Source organism: Streptomyces davaonensis JCM 4913, assembly GCF_000349325.1.
In the GTDB taxonomy this organism is placed as follows: domain Bacteria; phylum Actinomycetota; class Actinomycetes; order Streptomycetales; family Streptomycetaceae; genus Streptomyces; species Streptomyces davaonensis.
The window spans coordinates 6090475-6112169 of the sequence record NC_020504.1 but is presented as its reverse complement, the minus strand read 5'-3'; the positions used below and the strand labels follow the sequence as shown (position 1 = coordinate 6112169).

20 protein-coding genes and 1 tRNA gene are annotated in these 21695 nt (G+C 69.2%); 17 read left to right on the top strand and 4 right to left on the bottom strand.

All coding sequences use genetic code 11. The annotated features are described in order from the left end of the window. Positions 1–165: 165 nt before the first annotated feature. From desA to BN159_RS27125, 4 genes are read left to right on the top strand one after another with little or no spacing between them, the layout of a single operon-like run. Entirely contained in the window at positions 166–1608 is a 1443-nt protein-coding gene (gene desA, locus BN159_RS27140; RefSeq protein WP_015660205.1) for a lysine decarboxylase DesA, read from the top strand. Next, positions 1592–2884, top strand: a complete 1293-nt coding sequence (locus BN159_RS27135; protein WP_015660204.1) for a lysine N(6)-hydroxylase/L-ornithine N(5)-oxygenase family protein — start codon at positions 1592–1594, stop codon at positions 2882–2884. Before desA ends, BN159_RS27135 begins: the two co-directional genes overlap by 17 nt. Then, complete coding sequence (locus BN159_RS27130) at positions 2881–3432, top strand: GNAT family N-acetyltransferase (RefSeq protein ID WP_015660203.1); 552 nt, start codon at positions 2881–2883, stop codon at positions 3430–3432. The genes BN159_RS27135 and BN159_RS27130 overlap by 4 nt, the downstream gene beginning before the upstream one ends. Then, entirely contained in the window at positions 3429–5201 is a 1773-nt protein-coding gene (locus BN159_RS27125; protein WP_015660202.1) for an IucA/IucC family protein, read from the top strand. Before BN159_RS27130 ends, BN159_RS27125 begins: the two co-directional genes overlap by 4 nt. Before the next feature lie 58 nt (positions 5202–5259). Here BN159_RS27125 and BN159_RS27120 read toward each other — a convergent pair whose 3' ends face one another. Next, a complete protein-coding gene (locus tag BN159_RS27120; protein WP_015660201.1) occupies positions 5260–6846 on the bottom strand; it encodes a beta-N-acetylhexosaminidase in 1587 nt (528 codons plus the stop codon). A 70-nt stretch (positions 6847–6916) separates the two neighbouring features. On the opposite strand from BN159_RS27120, the gene BN159_RS27115 reads away from it, so the two are divergent. The 3 genes from BN159_RS27115 (at position 6917) to glmS (ending at position 9994) form a co-directional block, all read left to right on the top strand. After that, positions 6917–7807: a DUF4429 domain-containing protein gene (locus BN159_RS27115; RefSeq protein WP_015660200.1), complete on the top strand. Its 891-nt coding sequence runs from the start codon at positions 6917–6919 to the stop codon at positions 7805–7807. A gap of 97 nt (positions 7808–7904) precedes the next feature. Next, on the top strand, positions 7905–8162 hold the full coding sequence (locus tag BN159_RS27110) for a hypothetical protein (protein WP_015660199.1): 258 nt from the start codon (positions 7905–7907) through the stop codon (positions 8160–8162). Positions 8163–8176: 14 nt separating this feature from the next. Next, positions 8177–9994: a glutamine--fructose-6-phosphate transaminase (isomerizing) gene (gene glmS, locus BN159_RS27105; RefSeq protein ID WP_015660198.1), complete on the top strand. Its 1818-nt coding sequence runs from the start codon at positions 8177–8179 to the stop codon at positions 9992–9994. Positions 9995–10099: 105 nt separating this feature from the next. On the opposite strand, the gene BN159_RS27100 is transcribed toward glmS, so the two are convergent. Together BN159_RS27100 and BN159_RS27095 are read right to left on the bottom strand one after the other, a co-directional pair. Continuing rightward, entirely contained in the window at positions 10100–10666 is a 567-nt protein-coding gene (locus BN159_RS27100) for a GPR1/FUN34/YaaH family transporter (RefSeq protein ID WP_015660197.1), read from the bottom strand. A gap of 150 nt (positions 10667–10816) precedes the next feature. Further along, complete coding sequence (locus BN159_RS27095) at positions 10817–11344, bottom strand: universal stress protein (RefSeq protein WP_015660196.1); 528 nt, start codon at positions 11342–11344, stop codon at positions 10817–10819. 314 nt (positions 11345–11658) lie between these two features. On the opposite strand from BN159_RS27095, the gene BN159_RS27090 reads away from it, so the two are divergent. From BN159_RS27090 to BN159_RS27065, 6 genes are all read left to right on the top strand, one after another. Then, positions 11659–11931: a hypothetical protein gene (locus tag BN159_RS27090; RefSeq protein ID WP_015660195.1), complete on the top strand. Its 273-nt coding sequence runs from the start codon at positions 11659–11661 to the stop codon at positions 11929–11931. Positions 11932–12308: 377 nt separating this feature from the next. After that, positions 12309–13532, top strand: a complete 1224-nt coding sequence (locus tag BN159_RS27085) for a helix-turn-helix domain-containing protein (RefSeq protein WP_015660194.1) — start codon at positions 12309–12311, stop codon at positions 13530–13532. Between the two features lie 130 nt (positions 13533–13662). After that, entirely contained in the window at positions 13663–14265 is a 603-nt protein-coding gene (gene orn, locus BN159_RS27080; RefSeq protein WP_015660193.1) for an oligoribonuclease, read from the top strand. Positions 14266–14396: 131 nt separating this feature from the next. Continuing rightward, positions 14397–14469: transfer RNA gene (locus BN159_RS27075), tRNA-His, on the top strand. Positions 14470–14547: 78 nt separating this feature from the next. After that, complete coding sequence (locus BN159_RS27070; RefSeq protein WP_015660191.1) at positions 14548–15063, top strand: GNAT family N-acetyltransferase; 516 nt, start codon at positions 14548–14550, stop codon at positions 15061–15063. A 58-nt stretch (positions 15064–15121) separates the two neighbouring features. Continuing rightward, positions 15122–15406 carry a hypothetical protein gene (locus BN159_RS27065; RefSeq protein WP_015660190.1) on the top strand — a complete coding sequence of 95 codons (285 nt, stop codon included), beginning with the start codon at positions 15122–15124 and terminating at the stop codon, positions 15404–15406. Between the two features lie 37 nt (positions 15407–15443). Here BN159_RS27065 and BN159_RS27060 read toward each other — a convergent pair whose 3' ends face one another. Further along, positions 15444–16499, bottom strand: a complete 1056-nt coding sequence (locus BN159_RS27060; protein WP_015660189.1) for a LacI family DNA-binding transcriptional regulator — start codon at positions 16497–16499, stop codon at positions 15444–15446. 333 nt (positions 16500–16832) lie between these two features. Between BN159_RS27060 and BN159_RS27055 the strand changes: the two genes are divergently transcribed. From BN159_RS27055 to BN159_RS27040, 4 genes are all read left to right on the top strand, one after another. Then, complete coding sequence (locus BN159_RS27055; RefSeq protein ID WP_015660188.1) at positions 16833–18149, top strand: ABC transporter substrate-binding protein; 1317 nt, start codon at positions 16833–16835, stop codon at positions 18147–18149. Positions 18150–18154: 5 nt separating this feature from the next. After that, positions 18155–19171, top strand: a complete 1017-nt coding sequence (locus tag BN159_RS27050) for a carbohydrate ABC transporter permease (RefSeq protein ID WP_015660187.1) — start codon at positions 18155–18157, stop codon at positions 19169–19171. Positions 19172–19181: 10 nt separating this feature from the next. Further along, a complete protein-coding gene (locus BN159_RS27045; protein WP_015660186.1) occupies positions 19182–20087 on the top strand; it encodes a carbohydrate ABC transporter permease in 906 nt (301 codons plus the stop codon). A gap of 134 nt (positions 20088–20221) precedes the next feature. Then, positions 20222–21658 carry a GH1 family beta-glucosidase gene (locus BN159_RS27040; RefSeq protein ID WP_015660185.1) on the top strand — a complete coding sequence of 479 codons (1437 nt, stop codon included), beginning with the start codon at positions 20222–20224 and terminating at the stop codon, positions 21656–21658. The last annotated feature ends 37 nt before the right edge of the window (positions 21659–21695 follow it).

Genomic DNA, 21695 nt, shown 5'->3' with positions numbered 1-21695 from the left:
GTCAGAAGTGACCACCGTCACGGGTGGGGCTGGGTTTCGTATGCGTGACGGATGGCCAGATTAGGTTAGGCTTACCTAAGTTGATCGACGTCGTTCGCGACCCTGCTCGCTCTCCCACTCCGCATCGCCTTCGTCCCGCACGGACTTCCCTCGGAGGACCCCCCAATGCGCTCGCACCTGCTCAATGACACGACCGCGGAGCAGTACCGCCGCTCCGTGACCGAAGGAATCGAGCGGGTGGCCGGCAAACTCGCCACCACCGAGCGGCCGTTCACCGGTGTCACCGTCGACGCCCTCGCCCCCACCATCGACGCGATCGACCTCGATCAGCCTCTGTACGACACCGCGGCCGTGCTCGACGAGCTGGAGGACGTCTACCTCCGGGACGCGATCTACTTCCACCACCCGCGTTACCTCGCCCACCTCAACTGCCCGGTCGTCATACCGGCGGTGCTCGGCGAGGCGATCCTCTCCGCCGTCAACTCCTCCCTCGACACCTGGGACCAGTCGGCCGGCGGCACCCTGATCGAGCGCAAACTCATCGACTGGACGACCGCCCGGATCGGCCTCGGCCCCGCCGCCGACGGCGTGTTCACCTCCGGCGGCACCCAGTCCAACCTCCAGGCGCTGCTGCTGGCCCGCGAGGAGGCCAAAACCGACTCCTTCGCGAAACTGCGCATCTTCGCCTCCGAGGTCAGCCACTTCAGCGTCAAGAAGTCGGCCAAACTCCTCGGCCTGAGCGCCGATTCGGTGGTCTCCATCCCGGTCGACCACGACAAGCGGATGCAGACCGTCGCCCTCGCCCGCGAGCTGGAGCGCTGCGCCAAGGACGGGCTCGTCCCCATGGCCGTCGTCGCCACCGCCGGCACCACCGACTTCGGCTCCATCGACCCGCTGCCCGAGATCGCCGAGCTGTGCGCCCAGTACGGCACCTGGATGCACGTGGACGCCGCCTACGGCTGCGGTCTGCTCGCCTCGGTGAAGTTCCGGGACCGGATCGACGGCATCGAGCGCGCCGACTCGGTCACCGTCGACTACCACAAGTCCTTCTTCCAGCCGGTGAGTTCCTCCGCCGTGCTGGTCAGGGACGCGGCCACGCTGCGCCACGCCACCTACCACGCGGAGTACCTCAACCCGCGCCGGATGGTGCAGGAACGTATCCCCAACCAGGTCGACAAGTCCCTCCAGACCACCCGGCGCTTCGACGCGCTGAAGCTGTGGATGACCCTGCGCGTGATGGGCGCCGACGGCATCGGGCAGCTCTTCGACGAGGTCGTCGAACTGGCCGCCGAGGGCTGGAAGGTGCTGGCCGCGGACCCGCGCTACGACGTCGTGGTCGAGCCGTCCCTGTCCACCCTGGTCTTCCGCTACATCCCGGCCGCCGTGACCGACCCGGCCGAGATCGACCGCGCCAACCTCTACGCCCGCAAGGCCCTGTTCGCCTCCGGTGACGCCGTCGTGGCGGGCACCAAGGTCGGCGGCCGCCACTACCTGAAGTTCACCCTGCTCAACCCCGAGACCACGACGGCCGACATCACCGCCGTCCTCGACCTGATCGCCGGCCACGCCGAGCAGTACCTGGGAGAGTCCCTTGACCGCGCTTCCTGAAGCCACCGAGTCCACGACCAAGACCTACGACTTCGTCGGCATCGGACTCGGCCCCTTCAACCTCGGCCTCGCCTGCCTCACCGAGCCGATCGTCGAACTCGAGGGTGTCTTCCTGGAGTCGAAGCCCGACTTCGAATGGCACGCCGGCATGTTCCTGGAGGGCGCCCACCTCCAGACGCCGTTCATGTCGGACCTGGTCACCCTCGCCGACCCGACCTCGCCGTACTCCTTCCTCAACTACCTGAAGGAGAAGGGCCGGCTGTACTCGTTCTACATCCGCGAGAACTTCTACCCGCTGCGGGTGGAGTACGACGACTACTGCCGCTGGGCCGCGAACCAGCTCAGCAGCATCAGGTTCCGTACGACGGTCACCGAGGTGACGTTCGACGAGGACGCCGAGGTCTACGTCGTGCGCACCGAGGCCGGTGAGGTCTTCCGCGCCCGGCACCTGGTGCTGGGCACCGGCACCTCCCCGCACTACCCGGCGGCCGTCGAGGGCCTGGGCGGCGACTTCTTCCACAACTCCCGCTACGTGCAGCACAAGGCGGAGCTCCAGAAGAAGGAGTCGATCACGATCGTCGGCTCCGGCCAGTCCGCCGCCGAGATCTACTACGACCTCCTCGCCGAGATCGACGTCCACGGCTACCGGCTGAACTGGGTGACCCGCTCCCCGCGCTTCTTCCCGCTGGAGTACACCAAGCTCACGCTGGAGATGACCTCCCCGGAGTACATCGACTACTTCCGCGCGCTGCCCGAGGCGACCCGATACCGCCTCGCCGCCGCGCAGAAGGGCCTGTTCAAGGGCATCGACGGCGAACTCATCAACGAGATCTTCGATCTGCTCTACCAGAAGAACCTCGGCGGCCCGGTCCCCACCCGTCTGCTCACCAACTCCTCCCTGAACAGCGCGCGGTACGAGAACGGGACGTACACGCTCTCCTTCCGCCAGGAGGAGCAGGAGAAGGACTACGACATCGAGTCGCAGGGTCTGGTGCTCGCCACCGGATACGCGTACGCCGAGCCGGAGTTCCTCGCGCCCGTGCGCGACCGTCTGGTCCGTGACGCGCAGGGCAACTTCGACGTCGCCCGCAACTACGCGATCGATGTGACGGGCCGAGGCGTGTTCCTCCAGAACGCCGGTGTGCACACCCACAGCGTCACCAGCCCCGACCTGGGCATGGGCCCCTACCGCAACAGCTACATCATCCGCGAGCTGCTCGGCAGCGAGTACTACCCGGTCGAGAAGACCATCGCGTTCCAGGAGTTCGCCATATGACGACGTTCACCTTCCGCCCGCTCGACCCCCTGAAGGACGCCGAGCTGCTGCACACCTGGGTCACCCACCCCAAGGCGGCCTTCTGGATGATGCAGGACGCCAAGCTGGAGGACGTCGAGCGCGCCTACATGGAGATCGCGGCCGACGAGCACCACCACGCGCTGCTGGGACTTCAGGACGGTGAACCCGCCTTCCTGATGGAGAAGTACGACCCCGCGCACCGCGAACTGGTCGGCCTCTACGAGCCGCAGCCGGGCGACATCGGCATGCACTTCCTCACTCCGGCCACCGACACGCCCGTGCACGGCTTCACGCGCTCGGTCATCACCGCCGTCATGGCGCACCTCTTCGAGGACCCGGCCGTCGCACGGGTCGTCGTGGAGCCGGACGTCTCCAACAAGGCCGTGCACGCGCTGAACGAGGCCGTCGGATTTGTCCCCGAGCGGGAGATCCAGAAGCCGGAGAAGGCGGCGCTGCTGAGCTTCTGCACCCGGGAACAGTTCTTCGAAGTTCAACACAGCCTCGCCGCCACGGCGGTGACCGCATGAGCCTCGCCGAATCCGTCGCCCATCTCTCCCCCGAGCGCTGGGAGCAGGCCAACCGCCTCCTCGTCCGCAAGGCGCTCGCCGAGTTCGCGCACGAGCGGCTGATCACGCCGGAGGCCACCGCCGACGGCCGCTTCGAGGTCCGCGGCGACGACGGTCTGACCCGCTACGGGTTCACGGCCGTCCGCCGCGCCCTCGACCACTGGCAGGTCGACGCCGACTCGATCACCCGTCAACGAGACGGCGTCGACCTCCCCCTCGCCGCCCTGGACTTCTTCATCGAGCTGAAGCAGTCCCTCGGCCTGAGCGACGCGATCCTGCCGGTCTACCTGGAGGAGGTCTCCTCCACCCTCTCCGGCACCTGCTACAAGCTCACCAAGCCGCAGATCCCGGTCGCGGAGTTGGCACGGAGCGGCTTCCAGGCCATCGAGACCGGCATGACCGAGGGCCACCCCTGCTTCGTCGCCAACAACGGCCGGCTCGGCTTCGGCGTCCACGAGTACCTCTCCTACGCCCCCGAGACCGCGAACCCCGTCCGCCTGGTGTGGCTGGCGGCGCACCGTTCGCGGGCCGCGTTCACGGCGGGAGTGGGCCTGGAGTACGAGTCCTTCGTACGGGACGAGCTGGGCGAGGACACGGTGGAGCGCTTCCACGCCGTACTGCGGGAGCGGGACCTGAACCCCGCCGACTACCTCCTCATCCCGGTCCATCCCTGGCAGTGGTGGAACAAGCTGACGGTCACCTTCGCCGCCGAGGTCGCCCGGGGCCACCTGGTGTGCCTGGGCGAGGGGGACGACGAGTACCTGGCCCAGCAGTCCATCCGGACCTTCTTCAACACCTCCGCCCCCGAGAAGCACTACGTGAAGACGGCTCTGTCCGTCCTCAACATGGGCTTCATGCGCGGTCTTTCGGCGGCGTACATGGAGGCCACACCGGCCATCAACGACTGGCTCGCCCAGCTCATCGAGGGTGACCCGGTGCTCAAGGGCACGGGCCTGTCGATCATCCGCGAGCGGGCGGCGGTCGGTTACCGGCACCTGGAGTACGAGGCGGCGACGGACCGCTACTCGCCGTACCGCAAGATGCTGGCCGCGCTGTGGCGGGAGAGCCCGGTGGCGTCCCTGCGCGAGGGCGAGTCCCTGGCCACGATGGCGTCCCTCGTCCATGTCGACCACGAGGGCGCGTCCTTCGCGGGCGCGCTGATCGAGCAGTCGGGCCTGGCGCCGACGGAGTGGCTGCGCCGCTACCTCACGGCGTACTTCACCCCGCTCCTGCACAGCTTCTACGCCTACGACCTGGTGTTCATGCCGCACGGCGAGAACGTGATCCTGGTCCTGAAGGACGGCGTCGTGGAGCGCGCGATCTACAAGGACATCGCCGAGGAGATCGCGGTGATGGACCCGGACGCGGTACTGCCGCCGACGGTCGAACGCGTCCGCGTGGACGTCCCCGAGGACACGAAGCTCCTGTCCATCTTCACGGACGTCTTCGACTGCTTCTTCCGCTTCCTCGCGGCGAACCTCGCCACGGAGGGCATCCTCTCCGAGGACGACTTCTGGCGTACGGTCGCCGAGGTCACCCGGGCCTACCAGGCCGAGCTGCCGGAACTGGCCGACAAATTCCGCCAGTACGACATGTTCGCCCCCGAGTTCGCCCTGTCCTGCCTCAACCGCCTCCAACTCCGCAACAACCAGCAGATGGTCGACCTGACGGACCCGGCGGGGGCACTACAGCTGATCGGGACGCTGAAGAACCCGATAGCGGGGCTGTAGCCCCAACAGACCGATGGGCGCCCCGGAGTACGGTCCTCCGGGGCGCCCGTCAATGTTCTCAGGCCGTCGGCCAGGGAACCTGCGGCGATCGGTAGAACCCGATTCCCATCGCCTCCCAGCGGGGCCCTTGCGCAGCGAGCCGCGCCTTGTAGCCGTCCCAGTCATGCGTGGCCGCCGGTGACCACCCCAACTCGGCCACCCCCGCGACCCGCGGGAACGCCATGAACTCGATGTCCGCCGAAGTCTGAAGCGTCTCACTCCACAACGGCGCCTCAACTCCTCGCACAGCCACCGCGGGCACCCCGTCCAGATAGTCCCCGGGATCCCAGTCGTAGGCCCGCCGCACCTCGACGTACCCCGCCCACGACAACCCCAGCGGCGTGCTCGCGTCGTACTTCATGTCGAGGTAGATCCGATCCGCGGGCGACAGGATCAGCCCCGTCCCGCCCCGCGCCGCCGCGGCGACCTGCGCCTTCTCCTCCGCACTGGTGTCATCGAGCCCCCAGTACTGCGCAAGAGCCCCCCGCGAGGGGTTCGCCCCGGTCAGCTGGTGCCAACCGATCACCGTCTTGCCGTACTTGGCGACCACAGGCTGCACCCGGTCCATGAACTTCACATAGTCCGCGTGCGGAGTGGAATGCGCCTCGTCCCCGCCTATGTGCAGATACCGCCCCGGCGTGAGCGCGGCCAGCTCCCGCACCACGTCGTCCACGAAGTCGTACGTGACATCCTTGCGCACGCACAGCGAGCTGAAGCCGACCTCCGTGCCGGTGTACAGCGGCGGCGCCACCCCGTCGCAGTTCAGCTCGGCGTACGAGGCGAGCGCCGCGTTGGTGTGGCCCGGCATGTCGATCTCGGGCACGACCTCCAGGTGCCGGGAGGCGGCGTAGCGGACGATCTCCCGGTAGTCGTCCTTGGTGTAGTGGCCGCCGGGGCCGCCGCCGACCTCGGTCGAGCCGCCGTAGTCGGCCAGCCGCGGCCAGGAGTCGACGGCGATGCGCCAGCCCTGGTCGTCGCTGAGGTGCAGATGCAGCTTGTTGAACTTGTACAGCGCCAACTGGTCGACGTACCGCTTGACTTCGTCGACGTCGAAGAAGTGCCGGGAGACGTCGAGCATCGCGCCCCGCCAGCCGTAGCGCGGGCTGTCCTCGATCGTGCCGCCCGCGACCAGCCAGGGCCCGGGCTGCACGGAGTCCTTCTCGACGGCCGCGGGAAGGAGCTGGCGCAGGGTCTGGACACCGTGGAAGAGGCCCGCGGGCTCGGCGGCGGTGATGGTGACGCCCCGCGCACCGCTGTCGAGGCGGTAGCCCTCGGCGCCGAACGGGCCCTTCGCGAGCTTCAGTCGGATGCCGCCGCCGTGCGTGGTGACGGGCAGCCGGTAGCCGGTGGAGGGCCGCAGGAGGTCCGCGAGGTAATGCCCGACCCGCCCGACCTCGCGCGAGCCGTCCACGCGGATACGGGTGCCGTCGGTGATGCGGTAGGGGGATCCGCCCGGTGCGACGGAGGACGGGGCGGGGACCACCCGGTCGAGCGGGGTCGCGGCCGGCCCGTGGCCCGCGGGCACCGCACCGGTGGTGGAGACGCCGGCCGCCGCGATGAGCAGCAGCGAACCGAGAAGGCGAAGCGTTCTGTGGCGCTGTCTCACAGTCGGTCCCTTCGGTGAGCTCCGATAGGTACAGACCACTCTCCCGCGAGTCGGTGGAACAATCACCCCCATGGCGGAAATCATCCAGAAGGACGGCACTTGGGCTTTCGACGGGGACGCGCTGCGGCTGACACCCGGCCGGGACAAGAACGTCAGTCTCCTGCGGAAGACCCTCGGTGAACTCGTCGTCCCGCTGGGCGCGTTGGCGGGGGTCTCGTTCGAGCAGGGCAAGAAGGCGGGGCGGCTCAGGCTTCGACTGCGGGACGGCGCCGACCCGTTGCTGAACGCCACCGGCGGACGGCTCACCGAGCCCCACGACCCGTATCAACTGCTCGTCGAACCCGGCCGCTACGGCGTCGCCGAGTACTTCACCGACGAGGTCCGCAACGCCCTGCTGCTGGACCAGGTCCCGGCCGACCCGGTGAGCGAGTACCTCCTGCCGGGCCCGGCGGTCCCGCTGTCGGTCTCCGCCGGGGACGGCACCGCGAGCTTCGACGGGGAGCGGATCCGCCTGGAGTGGAACTGGAAGACGGAGGACGCCAAGGCCGCCGCCGGGTCCCGCACGCTCGGCCTCGCGGACATCACCGCCGTCGAGTGGCATCCGGCGGCCGGACTGGAGAATGGCCACCTCCGCTTCACCGTGCGCAACGCCCCGACCAAGGCTCCGCCGAAGTACGACCCCAACGCCGTGGAGCTGTGGGGCTTCAAGAAGGACCCGCTGATGGCCCTGATCGCGGCGGCCGTCCAGGCCCGCCTCCCGCACCCCACGGCGCCCGCCGACGACGTACGACAGCCGCAGCCGGACCCCGCCGCCCCCGCGCTGCCGTCCGCGGCCCCCGCCGAGGACGGCCATGACGCGCTGCTGCGCCGGCTGCGCGAGCTGGGCGAACTGCACCGCACGGGCGTCCTGACGGAGGAGGAGTTCACCCTCGCCAAGCAGGCGATCCTGAAGCGGATGTGACCTGCCCCATAGCGCCTGCACAGCCCTCCGACACGTCTCTGCCCGAAATCGGGCAGGATTCTTGCGAAAGAGTCGCCGGTACCCCAGGATCTACCGGGTGCACGACGAACTTGTTGATCATCTGACGCGGTCCACGCCCCTCAACCGGGGCGAGGCGCTGCGGGTGATCCAGGACGTGCTCGCCTACTTCGACGAGACGACCGAGGAGTTCGTCCGTCGCCGCCACCGCGAGCTCCAGGCCCAGGGCCTGGTGAACGCGACGATCTTCGAACGGATCGAAGCGGACCTGAAATACCGGGCGGTCGCACCGCCGGAGCTGACCCTCCGGCAACTGCGCCGCATCGTCTACGGCTAGGGATACCTACATATATGTGCGGAATCGTCGGATACATCGGGAAGCGTGATGTGGCCCCCCTCCTGCTGGAGGGCCTCCAGCGCCTGGAGTACCGCGGCTACGACTCGGCCGGCGTGGTCGTCTCCTCCCCGAAGACGCCCGCTCTGAAGATGGTCAAGGCCAAGGGCCGGGTCCGTGACCTGGAGGCCAAGGTCCCGGCGCGCTTCAAGGGCACCACCGGCATCGCGCACACCCGCTGGGCCACCCACGGCGCCCCCTCCGACGTCAACGCCCACCCGCACCTGGACGCCGAGGGCAAGGTCGCCGTCGTCCACAACGGCATCATCGACAACGCCTCCGACCTGCGCCGCAAGCTGGAGGCGGACGGCGTCGAGTTCCTCTCGGAGACCGACACCGAGGTCCTGGTCCACCTGATCTCCCGCTCGCAGGCGGAGAAGCTGGAGGACAAGGTCCGCGAGACCCTCCGGGTCATCGAGGGCACGTACGGCATCGCCGTCATGCACGCCGACTTCCCGGACCGCATCGTGGTCGCCCGCAACGGCTCCCCGGTCGTCCTCGGCATCGGCGAGAAGGAGATGTTCGTCGCCTCGGACATCGCCGCGCTGGTCACCCACACCCGGCAGATAGTGACCCTCGACGACGGCGAGATGGCCACCCTCAAGGCCGACGACTTCCGCACCTACACCACGGAGGGCACCCGGACGACGTCCGAGCCCACCACCGTGGAGTGGGAGGCCGCCTCCTACGACATGGGCGGCCACGACACCTACATGCACAAGGAGATCCACGAGCAGGCCGACGCCGTGGACCGCGTGCTGCGCGGCCGGATCGACGACCGCTTCTCCACCGTGCACCTCGGCGGCCTCAACCTGGACGCCCGTGAGGCGCGCAGGATCCGCCGCGTGAAGATCCTCGGCTGCGGCACCTCGTACCACGCGGGCATGATCGGCGCCCAGATGATCGAGGAGCTGGCCCGGATCCCCTCGGACGCCGAGCCCGCCTCGGAGTTCCGCTACCGCAACGCGGTCGTGGACCCGGACACCCTCTACATCGCGGTCTCCCAGTCCGGTGAGACCTACGACGTCCTCGCGGCCGTCCAGGAGCTGAAGCGCAAGGGCGCGCGCGTCCTCGGCATCGTCAACGTGGTCGGCTCGGCCATCGCCCGCGAGGCGGACGGCGGCATCTACGTGCACGCGGGCCCCGAGGTCTGCGTCGTCTCGACCAAGTGCTTCACCAACACCACGGTCGCCTTCGGCCTCCTCGCCCTGCACCTCGGCCGCACCCGCGACCTCTCGGTCCGCGACGGCAAGCGGATCATCGAGGGCCTGCGCAAGCTCCCGGCCCAGATCGCCGAGATGCTGGAGCAGGAGGACGAGATCAAGAAGCTGGCCGAGGAGTACGCCCAGGCCCGCTCGATGCTCTTCATCGGCCGCGTCCGTGGCTACCCGGTGGCCCGTGAGGCGTCCCTGAAGCTCAAGGAGGTCTCCTACATCCACGCGGAGGCCTACCCCGCCTCCGAGCTCAAGCACGGCCCGCTGGCCCTCATCGAGCCCGCCCTCCCCACGGTCGCGATCGTCCCCGACGACGACCTCCTGGAGAAGAACCGCGCGGCCATGGAGGAGATCAAGGCCCGCAGCGGCAAGATCCTCGCGGTGGCCCACCAGCCCCAGGAGAAGGCCGACCAGACGATCGTGGTCCCGAAGAACGAGGACGAACTGGACCCCATCCTGATGGGCATCCCCCTCCAACTCCTCGCCTACCACACGGCACTGGCGCTGGGCCGGGACATCGACAAGCCGAGGAACCTCGCAAAGTCGGTGACGGTCGAGTAGAAGGCTGTTTTCAGAGACGGGACGGCCCCCCACGTGATGCCACCATTCACGCGGGGGGCCGTTCAGTTCACCGGGGTCGCCCAATACCCCGGTATCGGCGGCCGATCAGCCCGGGGCCGTCACGCCCCGACCGGCCGCACGCCTCGGCAGCACCGTCGGCCAGTGAGCCAGCGCCGCGGTAGCCGCGTACCAGGCAACCGCCCCCGCCGCGACGGCGAACCAGCCACCGGCCTTCGCCAGCCCGTCGTTCTCGGCGAACATCGAGATGGACAGCAGAAGCAGCCCGACGAAGAACAACCCATGGGTGCCCTGGGTCAGTTGATCCCCACCCGCGAGGGTCAACGACAGCGCCACGAGGGCGAACAGCAGCAGGAACAGCCCGGCCGCGTTCGCGGAGACGGCCACGTCGGCAGATACGGCCCACGTGAACCAGAGCGCGCCCAGCACCGTGAACCCGGTGCCACCGGCGGAGTCCCCGTCCCGGAAGGCCATGAGACCGGCGACGAACAGAGCGACTCCGCCCACGTACTGAGCGATTGATACGGCGTCAGCGGCCGACACGCCGTCGATCACTTCGGTGTACCCGAGCCCGAAGGCCAACAGGGTGATACCGAGGGCGAGTCGGCCGACCACGGTGGTGATTCCGCTTCCCGCAGAGACGTCGTTGTCCACGGCGGGCTCCCTTCATGCATGTGCAGTTGCGCGGTGAGCGATATATGCCCTTCACAAAGGCACAAACACCTCTACGCGCCAGTAGATTTATGCGTTGAGGGAAGTCGTCAGGGAGCGCCAACGGCGCATCTCACCTGGGACAACGGCGAGTTACGGAATGACAACGACGGGCCGCTGCGCCCGCTTGGCGAGCCGCCCGGCGACGGAGCCGAAGATCCGCCCGACGATGCCGTGGGTGGACCCGACGACGATCGCGTCCGCTTCGTACTCCCGCCCGACCTCTTCGAGTTCATGGCAGATGTCACCGCCGCGCTCGACGAGGATCCACGGGACCTCGGAGAGATACTCCGCGCAGGCGAGCTCCAGACCCAGCACCTCGGTGCGGTGGTCCGGCACATCGACGAAGACCGGCGGCTCGCAGCCGGCCCACACGGTGGTGGGGAGCCGGTTGGCGACATGCACGATGATCAGGCCGGAGCCGGAGCGGTGGGCCATGCCGATGGCGTAGGCGAGGGCGCGCTCACTGGAGGTGGAGCCGTCGAAACCGACCACGACCCCGTGCTTGAAGGCGGGGTCGCAGGAATGACGTGGCTCTTCGGCCGCCAGGGGCTCGGCCGCCGTGGGATCGGCGACGGGCCGCTTGCGGTCCGCGGGTTCGAAGAATTCGTGACCGGCCATGGCTGTCTCGGCGTTGTGATCCTTGTGTGGGGGACGACAGGGTGCGGTCGGAGCTGTGTCCGGGAATCATCTTCCCAACCCCATACCCCCAAGGGTACGGCGGCACGCCTCCTTAGCCCAGATCCCGCGGCGTGCTCCCGCGGGGGTTCCAGGGAGCATGCACGAGGGTGCGCCCGTAACGCAATGGTTGCTGCGCTGTACAGGCGGTTTGCACAGGGTCGCGGACGGCTCCCGGCGCCCGCGCGCGGGCGCACAGTGACCGACCGCTCGGGCACGCGTTGATCCCCGTGAGCCACCGACACCGGGAGCACGCAATGTCCGGACAGCAGCCCCAGGACTCCACCACCGATGTGGTCCGCTGGGCGGCCTTCTCGTGCGTCCTCGTCCCCGTCGTCCTCCTCTGGTACGGCACTTCACTGGCCGGCGCCACCGGCACCGCCCTCGGCCTCGCCGCCGTCACCGCGGTCTGCCGGGTTCTGCTGCGCCAGTCCGAGCGCGGCGCAGCCCGGTTGCTCGCCGAGGAACACGCGGGACCGGCCCCCCAGCGCGGGCGTCGGCACCGGAGGGGAAATACACCGGGCGGCTGACCGGTTTCCATGCCCTCGGACGGCTCTTTTCAGCCAACTTCCGGCGAACGTGTAACCCCGCCCCCAACCACCCCCCAACCCCCGTTTGACCTGCACGGAAAGGGCCTCGGGGGTGCCGCGCACCCTACGTGGATTGGCCACAGCGACAAGGCGCACTTCCCTGCACGGCCCGTGAGTGCAACGCTTCGTGATCGAATGCTTCACGCCAAGTTGCCAAGTCGACAATGTGCCGAGTGACGAACCGGCCACTGAGGCACGACGCGACACAGTAGATTCGATCTTGACTGTCTACGGCGGGGGACTCGTGCAGGACCGAGGGGAAACGTGCAGGAGCGACACAACCGAGGAGCCGCGACCACCGAGGGGGGCTTAGCAGTATGAGCCACGACTCCACTGCCGCGCCGGAAGCCGCGGCCCGGAAACTCTCCGGGCGACGCCGCAAGGAGATCGTCGCGGTGCTGCTGTTCAGCGGCGGCCCCATCTTCGAGAGTTCCATACCGCTGTCGGTGTTCGGAATCGACCGCCAGGACGCCGGCGTGCCGCGCTACCGCTTGCTGGTGTGCGGCGGCGAGGAGGGCCCGCTGCGGACCACAGGGGGCCTGGAACTCACCGCGCCACATGGCCTGGAGGCGATCGCACGGGCGGGCACGGTCGTCGTGCCGGCCTGGCGTTCGATCACCTCACCGCCGCCGGAGGAAGCGCTCGACGCATTGCGCCGGGCGCACGAAGAGGGTGCCCGCATCGTAGGGCTGTGCACCGGCGCCTTCGTGCTGGCGGCGGCGGGCCTGCTGGACGGCCGCCCCGCGACGACACACTGGATGTACGCACCGACGCTGGCCAAGCGCTATCCGTCGGTGCACGTGGATCCAAGAGAACTCTTCGTGGACGACGGAGACGTACTGACCTCGGCCGGTACGGCCGCGGGCATCGACCTCTGTCTCCACATCGTGCGGACCGACCACGGCAACGAGGCGGCCGGCGCGCTGGCCCGCCGACTGGTCGTCCCGCCGCGCCGGACAGGAGGCCAGGAGCGCTACCTGGACCGCTCTTTACCAGAGGAGATCGGCGCCGACCCGCTCGCCGAGGTCGTCGCCTGGGCGCTGGAGCATCTCCACGAACAGTTCGACGTGGAGACGCTGGCGGCACGGGCGTACATGTCACGCCGTACGTTCGACCGCCGCTTCCGCTCGCTGACCGGTTCGGCCCCGCTCCAGTGGCTGATCACCCAGCGGGTCCTTCAGGCGCAGCGCCTGCTGGAGACGTCGGACTACTCGGTGGACGAGGTCGCGGGCCGCTGCGGCTTCCGCTCGCCGGTGGCGCTGCGCGGGCACTTCCGGCGCCAGCTGGGCTCGTCCCCGGCCGCGTACCGGGCGGCGTACCGGGCCCGGCGCCCGCAGGGCGAGCGGCCGACGGCGGACGCCGACGCCGCCCCCGGTCCGACGCCCACGCTCCACTCGGAGCCCGGCCCGGTCCCGCTCCAGACCCGCCGCACCCCGGCGGCGACCACGGTGGGCCAGGCCCTGGCCGCGGCCGCCGCGGACAACGGCCGGGAGACCTACGTCACCCGCGCCACCCTCCCGGGACAGCGCAGCGGCACCTGAGCTGACGCAGGACGACAGACGCCGGACAGGCCCCGAGCCTGTCCGGCGTTCGGCGTGCGGAACGGTTCAGGGCGACCGGGTTCGTGACAGGGGGCGACACAAAAGCGGACGTCAGCTTTAGGGTGGTCGCATGAACGATCGCATGGTGTGGATCGACTGCGAGATGACCGGCCTCTCGCTGTCCGACGACGCGCTCATCGAGGTTGCCGCCCTCGTCACCGACTCCGAGCTGAACATCCTCGGCGACGGTGTGGACATCGTCATCCGGCCGCCGGACTCGGCGCTGGAGACGATGCCGGAAGTGGTGCGTCAGATGCACACCGCGTCCGGACTGCTCGACGAACTCGCCGGCGGCACCACGCTGGCGGACGCCGAGGCCCAGGTCCTGGCGTATGTGCGCGAGCACGTGAAGGAACCCGGCAAGGCGCCCCTGTGCGGCAACTCCGTCGGCACCGACCGCGGATTCCTGCTGCGGGACATGCCGGCCCTGGAGAACCACCTGCACTACCGCATCGTCGACGTGTCGAGCATCAAGGAGCTCGCCCGCCGCTGGTACCCGCGCGCGTACTTCAACAGCCCGGAGAAGAACGGCAACCACCGCGCCCTCGCCGACATCCGCGAGTCCATCGCGGAACTGCGCTACTACCGCGAGGCCGTCTTCGTCCCGCAGCCGGGACCGGACTCCGAGACCGCCAAGACCATCGCCGCGAAGCACGTCGTCCCTGCTCAGTAGCGGATCGGGGGCTGCTCGGCGGCACGGAACGGGGCCCGGATCCGGGCCCCGTAAAAGCCGGGCGCGAGCACCCCTTCGGACCCTGTACACTTTTTCTCGGCCGGTCGGGGAAAAACCCAGAGCCGGTCATGGTGGGTGTAGCTCAGCTGGTAGAGCACCTGGTTGTGGTCCAGGATGCCGCGGGTTCGAGTCCCGTCACTCACCCTGGCTGTTCAGCCGGTGACCTTCTCGTCAAGGTCACCGGCTGAACGCGTTTTCGGGGCCCCACGTACTCTCCCTCAAATGACCGAGCCACTGCGTACTCCCCGCCTGGACCTCGTCCCCCTGCGCGTCGAGCACGCCGAGGAGATGGCCGCCGTCCTGGCCGACCCGGCGCTGCACACCTTCATCGGCGGCTCCCCCGCCACCCCCGACGCCCTGCGCGCCCGCTACGAACGGCTGGTCGCCGGTTCCCCGGACCCGGACGTCGCCTGGCACAACTGGGTGCTGCGGCTGCGCGCCGAGAACTGTCTGGTGGGCACCGTCCAGGCCACGGTCACCGCCCGCTCCGCCGAGATCGCCTGGGTCGTGGGCACCGCGTGGCAGGGCCGCGGACTGGCCACGGAGGCGGCACGGGCCCTCGTGGACCGGTTCCGCGAACAGACGGCGGCCGGGCTCAGCGATCAGACGGCCCTGAAGTCGGTCATCGCCCACATCCACCCCGACCACACCGCCTCCGCCGCGGTCGCACGGGCCGCCGGACTGACGCCGACCGACGAGTACCAGGACGGCGAAATCCGCTGGCTGCTCGGGCCGTAACCGCAGGTGGGGGCGTATCGTCGGCTTATGGGCCGGTCTTGGACCCGGGAGGCTCGTCATGCGGTCGCGGCGTGTTCACAAGTGGCGGCTGCTGACGTGGCTGATCCTGGGGTTCAACCTGGTGATGCTGCTCTGGCTCGTGGTCGCGCTGGACGCTGCCGAGGACGAGAACACCTGCGTCGGCGACCTCTGCCAGGGCGCCAATGACCCGGGCAGCTCGATCGGCACCTGGCTGGTGGTCCTGGTCTGGCTGACCGGCATCGCCCTGCTCGGCGCCGCCTGGCTGATCACCCACCACACCGAACACCCGGGCCGCCGTCCCCGCCGGGGCTGGCACCGCTGACACCCACCGACACTCAAGAACTCAGGGACTCGAGAACTCAGGACGACGCCCGCTCCGCCAGCTCCGTGGCCAGCACCACCTGTCGCCGCTCCAGGCCCCGGGACACCGCGGGGCGCCGGTCGGCGATCTCCTCCAGCAGGAGGTCGATCATCCGGCGGCCCATCTCCTCGATCGGCTGCCGGACGCTGGTGAGGGGCGGCTCCATGTGGCGGGCTATGGCGGAGTCGTCGTAGCCGACCAGCGCCACATCGTCCGGGATACGGCGGCCGGCCTCCCGCAGCACCTGCCGAGCACCCGCGGCCATCACATCGGACCCCGCGAAGACGGCATCCAGACCGGGGCGGCGCTCCAGCAGCGCGGCCATCGCTCGCCGGCCACCCTCCTCGGTGAAGTCGCCCGGCTCGATGAGCAACTCATCCGCCGCCTGCCCCGCGTCCCTGAGGGCCTCGCGGTAGCCGTCGACGCGGCGCTGGGCGCCGTAGACGTCGAGGCGGCCGGTGATGTGGGCTATCTCGCGGCGGCCCCGGGAGAGCAGATGCTCCACGGCCTGGCGGGCGCCGCCGTAGTTGTCGGAGTCCACCGAGGTGAGCGTCTCCGCGGCGGACCTCGGGCCGCTGATCACGGCCGGGATCTCCAGCTGGGCCAGCAGATCGGGCAGCGGGTCGTCGGCGTGCACCGAGACCAGCAGCACCCCGTCCACCCGGTGCGCGGCGAGGTACTGCGCCAGCCGGCGCCGCTCCCGGTCGCTGCCCGCGAAGATCAGCAGCAACTGCATCTCGGTGTCGGAGAGTTCGGCCCCGACGCCCTTCAGCATGTCGGAGAAGTACGGCTCCGAGAAGAACCGGGTCTCCGGCTCGGGCACGACGAGGGCGATGGCGTCGGTGCGGTTGGCGGCCAGGGCCCGGGCGGCCGTGTTCGGGACGTAGCCGAGCTCGGCGACCGCCGCCTCCACCGCGGCCCGGGTGGCGTCGCTGACCCGCGGCGAGCCGTTGATCACCCGGGAGACGGTGCCCCGTCCGACACCGGCGCGCGCGGCGACCTCTTCGAGCGTGGGACGCCCGCCACTCCGCCCCCGCGCTCCGTGGCTTGCCATGGGCTCCGCCTTTCGCCGTTGTCCTGTCGCTGGCCTGGAATTTAACAGCCCCGTCCCGCACTGTGACTGTTCACGAGCACGGCCGACCGCACCGCGGGGGCCGCGCTCGGATCCAGTTAACGTCCCGATAACTGAACGCATCTCTCCGCCCCCATGCCCTTGACACCCCCGCCCGGACCGACGACTCTTCAACACATCACCTGTGGGAGCGCTCCCACAGTACCTGACACATACACATCCCGCACGTTCCCCGCCCGAGCCGCAGCGAGAACTAACGGGCCCAACATTGCAGTTGGCCGGGGGGTCGGCACGTCAGGGCAACAGGAGGACGCAATGCGAGCACGTACCCGAATCCGCCGCAAGGCGGTTGTCCTCGCGGCGGTGGCGTCGCTGGGCACCGGGCTGCTGGCCGGCTGTGCCGACGACGGCAACGACGACGACAGCTCGTCGACCGAGGGCGGTGGCGGCAAGACCAAGATCACCCTTGGTCTGTTCGGCACGGCCGGATTCGAGGAGTCCGGACTCTACAAGGAGTACGAGAAGCTCCACCCCGACATCGACATCCAGCAGACGGTCGTCGAGCGCAACGAGGTCTACTACCCGGCGCTGCTCAACCACCTCACCACCAACAGCGGCCTCCAGGACATCCAGATGGTCGAGGTCGGCAACATCGCCGAGATCGTCCAGACCCAGTCCGACAAGCTGCTCGACCTGTCGAAGTACGGCAAGAAGAGCGACTACCTGGAGTGGAAGTGGCAGCAGGCCACCACCGCCGAGGGCCAGACCATCGGTGTCGGCACCGACGTCGGCCCGATGGCGATCTGCTACCGCACCGACCTCTTCAAGGAGGCCGGACTGCCCACCGACCGCGAGGAGGTCGGCAAGCTGTGGGCGGGCAGCTGGGACAAGTTCGTCGAGGTCGGCAAGGACTACAAGGCCAAGGGCGCCAAGGGCACCACCTTCCTGGACTCCCCCGGCGGCATGCTCCAGGCGATCCTGAGCAGTGAGAAGGACCGCTTCTACGACTCCTCCGGCGAGGTCATCTACAAGACGAACCCGGCCGTGAAGTCCGCCTTCGACCTCACCGCGGAGGCCGCCGAGGCCGGTCTGATCGGCAACCAGACGCAGTTCCAGCCCGCCTGGGACACCACCATCGCCAACAGCAAGTTCGCCGCGATGTCCTGCCCGCCGTGGATGCTCGGCTACATCAAGGGCAAGTCCAAGCCCGAGTCGGCCGGCAAGTGGGACGTCGCCCAGGCGCCGAAGTCCGGCAACTGGGGCGGTTCCTTCCTGACCGTCCCGAAGTCCGGCAAGAACGCGGAGGAGGCGGCCAAGCTCGCCGCCTGGCTGACCGCGCCCGAGCAGCAGGCCAAGCTGTTCGGCGTGCAGGGCAGCTTCCCGAGCACCCCGGCCGCGTACGAGTCGTCCGAGGTGACCGGCGCGAAGAACGACATGACCGGTGACGCGCCGATCGGCACGATCTTCGCCGAGGCGGCCGCCAACATCCCGGTCCAGACGATCGGCCCGAAGGACCAGATCATCCAGCAGGGTCTGACCGACAACGGCGTGGTCCTGGTGACCCAGGGCAAGTCCGCCAAGGAAGCCTGGGACAACGCCGTCAAGACCATCGACAACGCCCTGGACCAGTGACCCGGATGAGCACTGGGCACGACACCGCCGCCGCGTCCCCCACCAAGGGGGGCGCGGCCCCGGGCCGCCCGTCCGGCGAGGGCCCGGTCACCGAGCAGGAGCTGCGGCGCCGGTCCAAGCTGTCCCGCCGCTGGCAGCGGGACATGCGCTGGAGCCCGTACGCCTTCGTCTCCCCGTTCTTCCTGCTGTTCCTGGCCTTCGGCCTGTTCCCGCTGGTCTACACGGGCTGGGCCTCGCTGCACCAGGTGGAGCTGACCGCGCCGACCGACATGGAGTGGGTCGGCCTGCGCAACTACACCCGGATCTTCGACGACGAGTTCTTCTGGAACGCGGCCGAGAACACGCTGACCATCGGCATCATCTCGACCGTTCCGCAGCTGCTGATGGCGATGGGCATCGCCCACATCCTCAACTACAAGCTGCGCGCCTCGACCTTCTACCGGGTCGTCATGCTCGCGCCCTACGCGACCTCGATCGCAGCCGCCTCGCTGGTCTTCGTGCTGCTCTTCGGCCGCGACTACGGCATGATCAACTGGGCGCTGGGCGCGGTCGGGATCGACAACATCGACTGGCAGAACGACCAGTGGGCCTCCCAGATCGCCGTGTCGACCATCGTCATATGGCGCTGGACCGGCTACAACGCGCTGATCTACCTGGCCGCGATGCAGGCGATCCCACAGGACCTGTACGAGTCGGCCGCGCTGGACGGGGCCAGCCGCTGGCAGCAGTTCTTCCATGTCACGCTGCCCTCGCTGCGCCCGACGATCCTGTTCACGGTCGTCGTGTCGACCATCGGCGCATCCCAACTGTTCGGTGAGCCGCTGCTGTTCGACGCGAACAAGGGCGCCTCCGGCGGATCCCAGCACCAGTTCCAGACGCTCGGCCTCTACCTGTACGAGCAGGGCTGGGTGAACCAGCATCTGGGCCGTGCCTCCGCCATCGCCTGGACGCTGTTCCTGATCCTCATCGTGGTCGGGATCGTCAACTACGTCATCTCGCGCCGGCTGCGCGCCAGTAGTTAGGAGACCGGCCGTGACGACGACACTGACTCCAGCCTCCGAGACACCTCCGGAGAAGACCCGGCGGGTACGGCGGCCGAAGGCGGCCCGGGCCGGCGGGACCCTGCACGCGGGACCGATCGCGTACGTGATCCTCGCGCTGTTCACCATCGGCTCGCTGTTCCCCCTGGTGTGGACGGCGATCGCCGCCTCCCGTGACAACCAGCGGCTGGCCGAGACACCGCCGCCGTTCTGGTTCGGCTCGAACCTCTTCGACAATCTCGATCTCGCCTGGAACGACGCCAACCTGGGCGAGGCGTTCCTCAACACCACGTTCGTGGCGGGGGTGTCGGCGGCGACCATCGTGTTCCTGTCGACGATCGCCGGGTTCGCCTTCGCCAAGCTGCGCTTCAAGGGCCGTAACGCGATGATGCTGATCGTGATCGGCACGATGATGGTGCCGCCGCAGCTCAGCGTGATCCCGCTGTACATGATGGTCGCCGAGCTCGACTGGGCCGACCAGCTCCAGGCGGTGATCTTCCCGTCATTGGTGAGCGCGTTCGGTGTGTTCTTCATGCGGCAGTACCTGCTCCAGGCGCTGCCCGACGAGATCATCGAGGCGGCGCGGGTGGACGGCGCGAGCAGCTGGCGCGTGATCTGGCATGTGGTGTTCCCCGCGGCCCGTCCCGCGATGGCGGTGCTGGGGATGCTGATGTTCGTGCAGACCTGGAACGACTTCCTGTGGCCGTTCCTGGTGCTCACCCAGAACGGCAATCCGACCGTGCAGGTGGCGGTCGCGGGCCTGGGCCGCGGCTATACGCCGGACCAGTCCCTGATCATGGCGGGCGCGCTGCTGGGCACGCTGCCGCTGCTGATCGTGTTCGCGATCTTCGGCAAGCAGATCGTGGGCGGCATCATGCAGGGCGCGGTGAAGGGCTGAGCCCCCGCATCCATCGCCTCTCTCGTATCCCCCGCATCTCTTCAGGGGCCGGGTCACCGCCGCTCCGGCCCCTTCTTCCTCCTCCCCATCCCCCCTGTCCGTCGGCCTGTCCGACCTCCTATGGGAGCGCTTCCATGCCTGACTCCGCACAGCCGGTGACCCCGGTGACCTTTCCTCCCGCCTTCCTCTGGGGCGCCGCCACCTCCGCGTACCAGATCGAGGGGGCGGTGCGGGAGGACGGCCGTACCCCGTCGATCTGGGACACCTTCAGCCATACGCCGGGCAAGACGGTCGGCGGCGAGACCGGTGACATCGCTGTCGACCACTACCACCGCTTCCGGGACGACGTGGCGCTGATGGCCGAGCTGGGCCTGACGGCGTACCGCTTTTCCATCTCCTGGTCCCGGGTGCAGCCCACGGGCCGGGGGCCCGCGGTCCAGCGGGGCCTGGACTTCTACCGCAATCTCGTGGACGAGCTGCTCGCGCACGGCATCAAGCCGGCTGTCACGCTCTACCACTGGGATCTGCCGCAGGAGCTGGAGGACGCGGGCGGCTGGCCGGAGCGGGACACGGCGTACCGGTTCGCGGAGTACGCGCAGATCGTCGGTGAGGCGCTCGGCGACCGGGTGGAGCAGTGGATCACGCTCAACGAGCCCTGGTGCAGCGCCTTCCTGGGGTACGCGTCCGGGGTGCACGCCCCGGGCCGGACGGACCCGGCGGCCTCGCTGAAGGCCGCGCACCACCTCAACCTGGCGCACGGCCTCGGCGCTTCGGCCCTGCGCTCGGTGATGCCGGCCCGTAACGGGGTGGCGGTCAGCCTCAACTCCTCGGTGGTCAGGCCGGTTTCCGACGACCCGGAGGACCTGGCGGCCCGGCAGCGCATCGACGACCTGGCCAACGGCATCTTCCACGGCCCGATATTGCACGGCGCCTACCCGCAGTCGCTGCTCACGGCGACGGCGCCGCTGACGGACTGGGACTACGTCCAGGACGGCGATCTGGCCCTGATCAACCAGCCGCTCGACGCGCTGGGCCTCAACTACTACACGCCCACGCTGGTTTCGGCCGCCGAGTCGGCCCCGGCGGGCCCGCGCGCGGACGGCCACGGGGAGAGCGCCCACTCGCCCTGGCCGGGCGCGGACGACGTGGCCTTCCACCAGACCCCGGGCGAGCGCACCGAGATGGGCTGGACGATCGACCCGACCGGACTGCACGACCTGATCATGCGCTACACCCGCGAGGCCCCGGGGCTGCCGCTGTACATCACGGAGAACGGCGCGGCCTACGACGACAAGCCCGACCCCGACGGCCGGGTCCACGACCCGGAGCGGATCGCCTACCTCCACGGCCATCTCTCGGCGGTGCGCCGCGCCATCGAGGACGGCGCCGATGTCCGCGGCTACTACCTGTGGTCCCTGATGGACAACTTCGAGTGGTCCTACGGCTACGACAAGCGGTTCGGCGCGGTGTACGTCGACTACACCACGCTGGAGCGGACGCCGAAGTCCAGCGCCCTGTGGTACGGACGGGCAGCCCGGTCGGGGGCGCTGCCGGCGGTGGAGTCGGACTGACGGGGGCGATGGCCGGGCGCGGCACGTGGAGGGGACG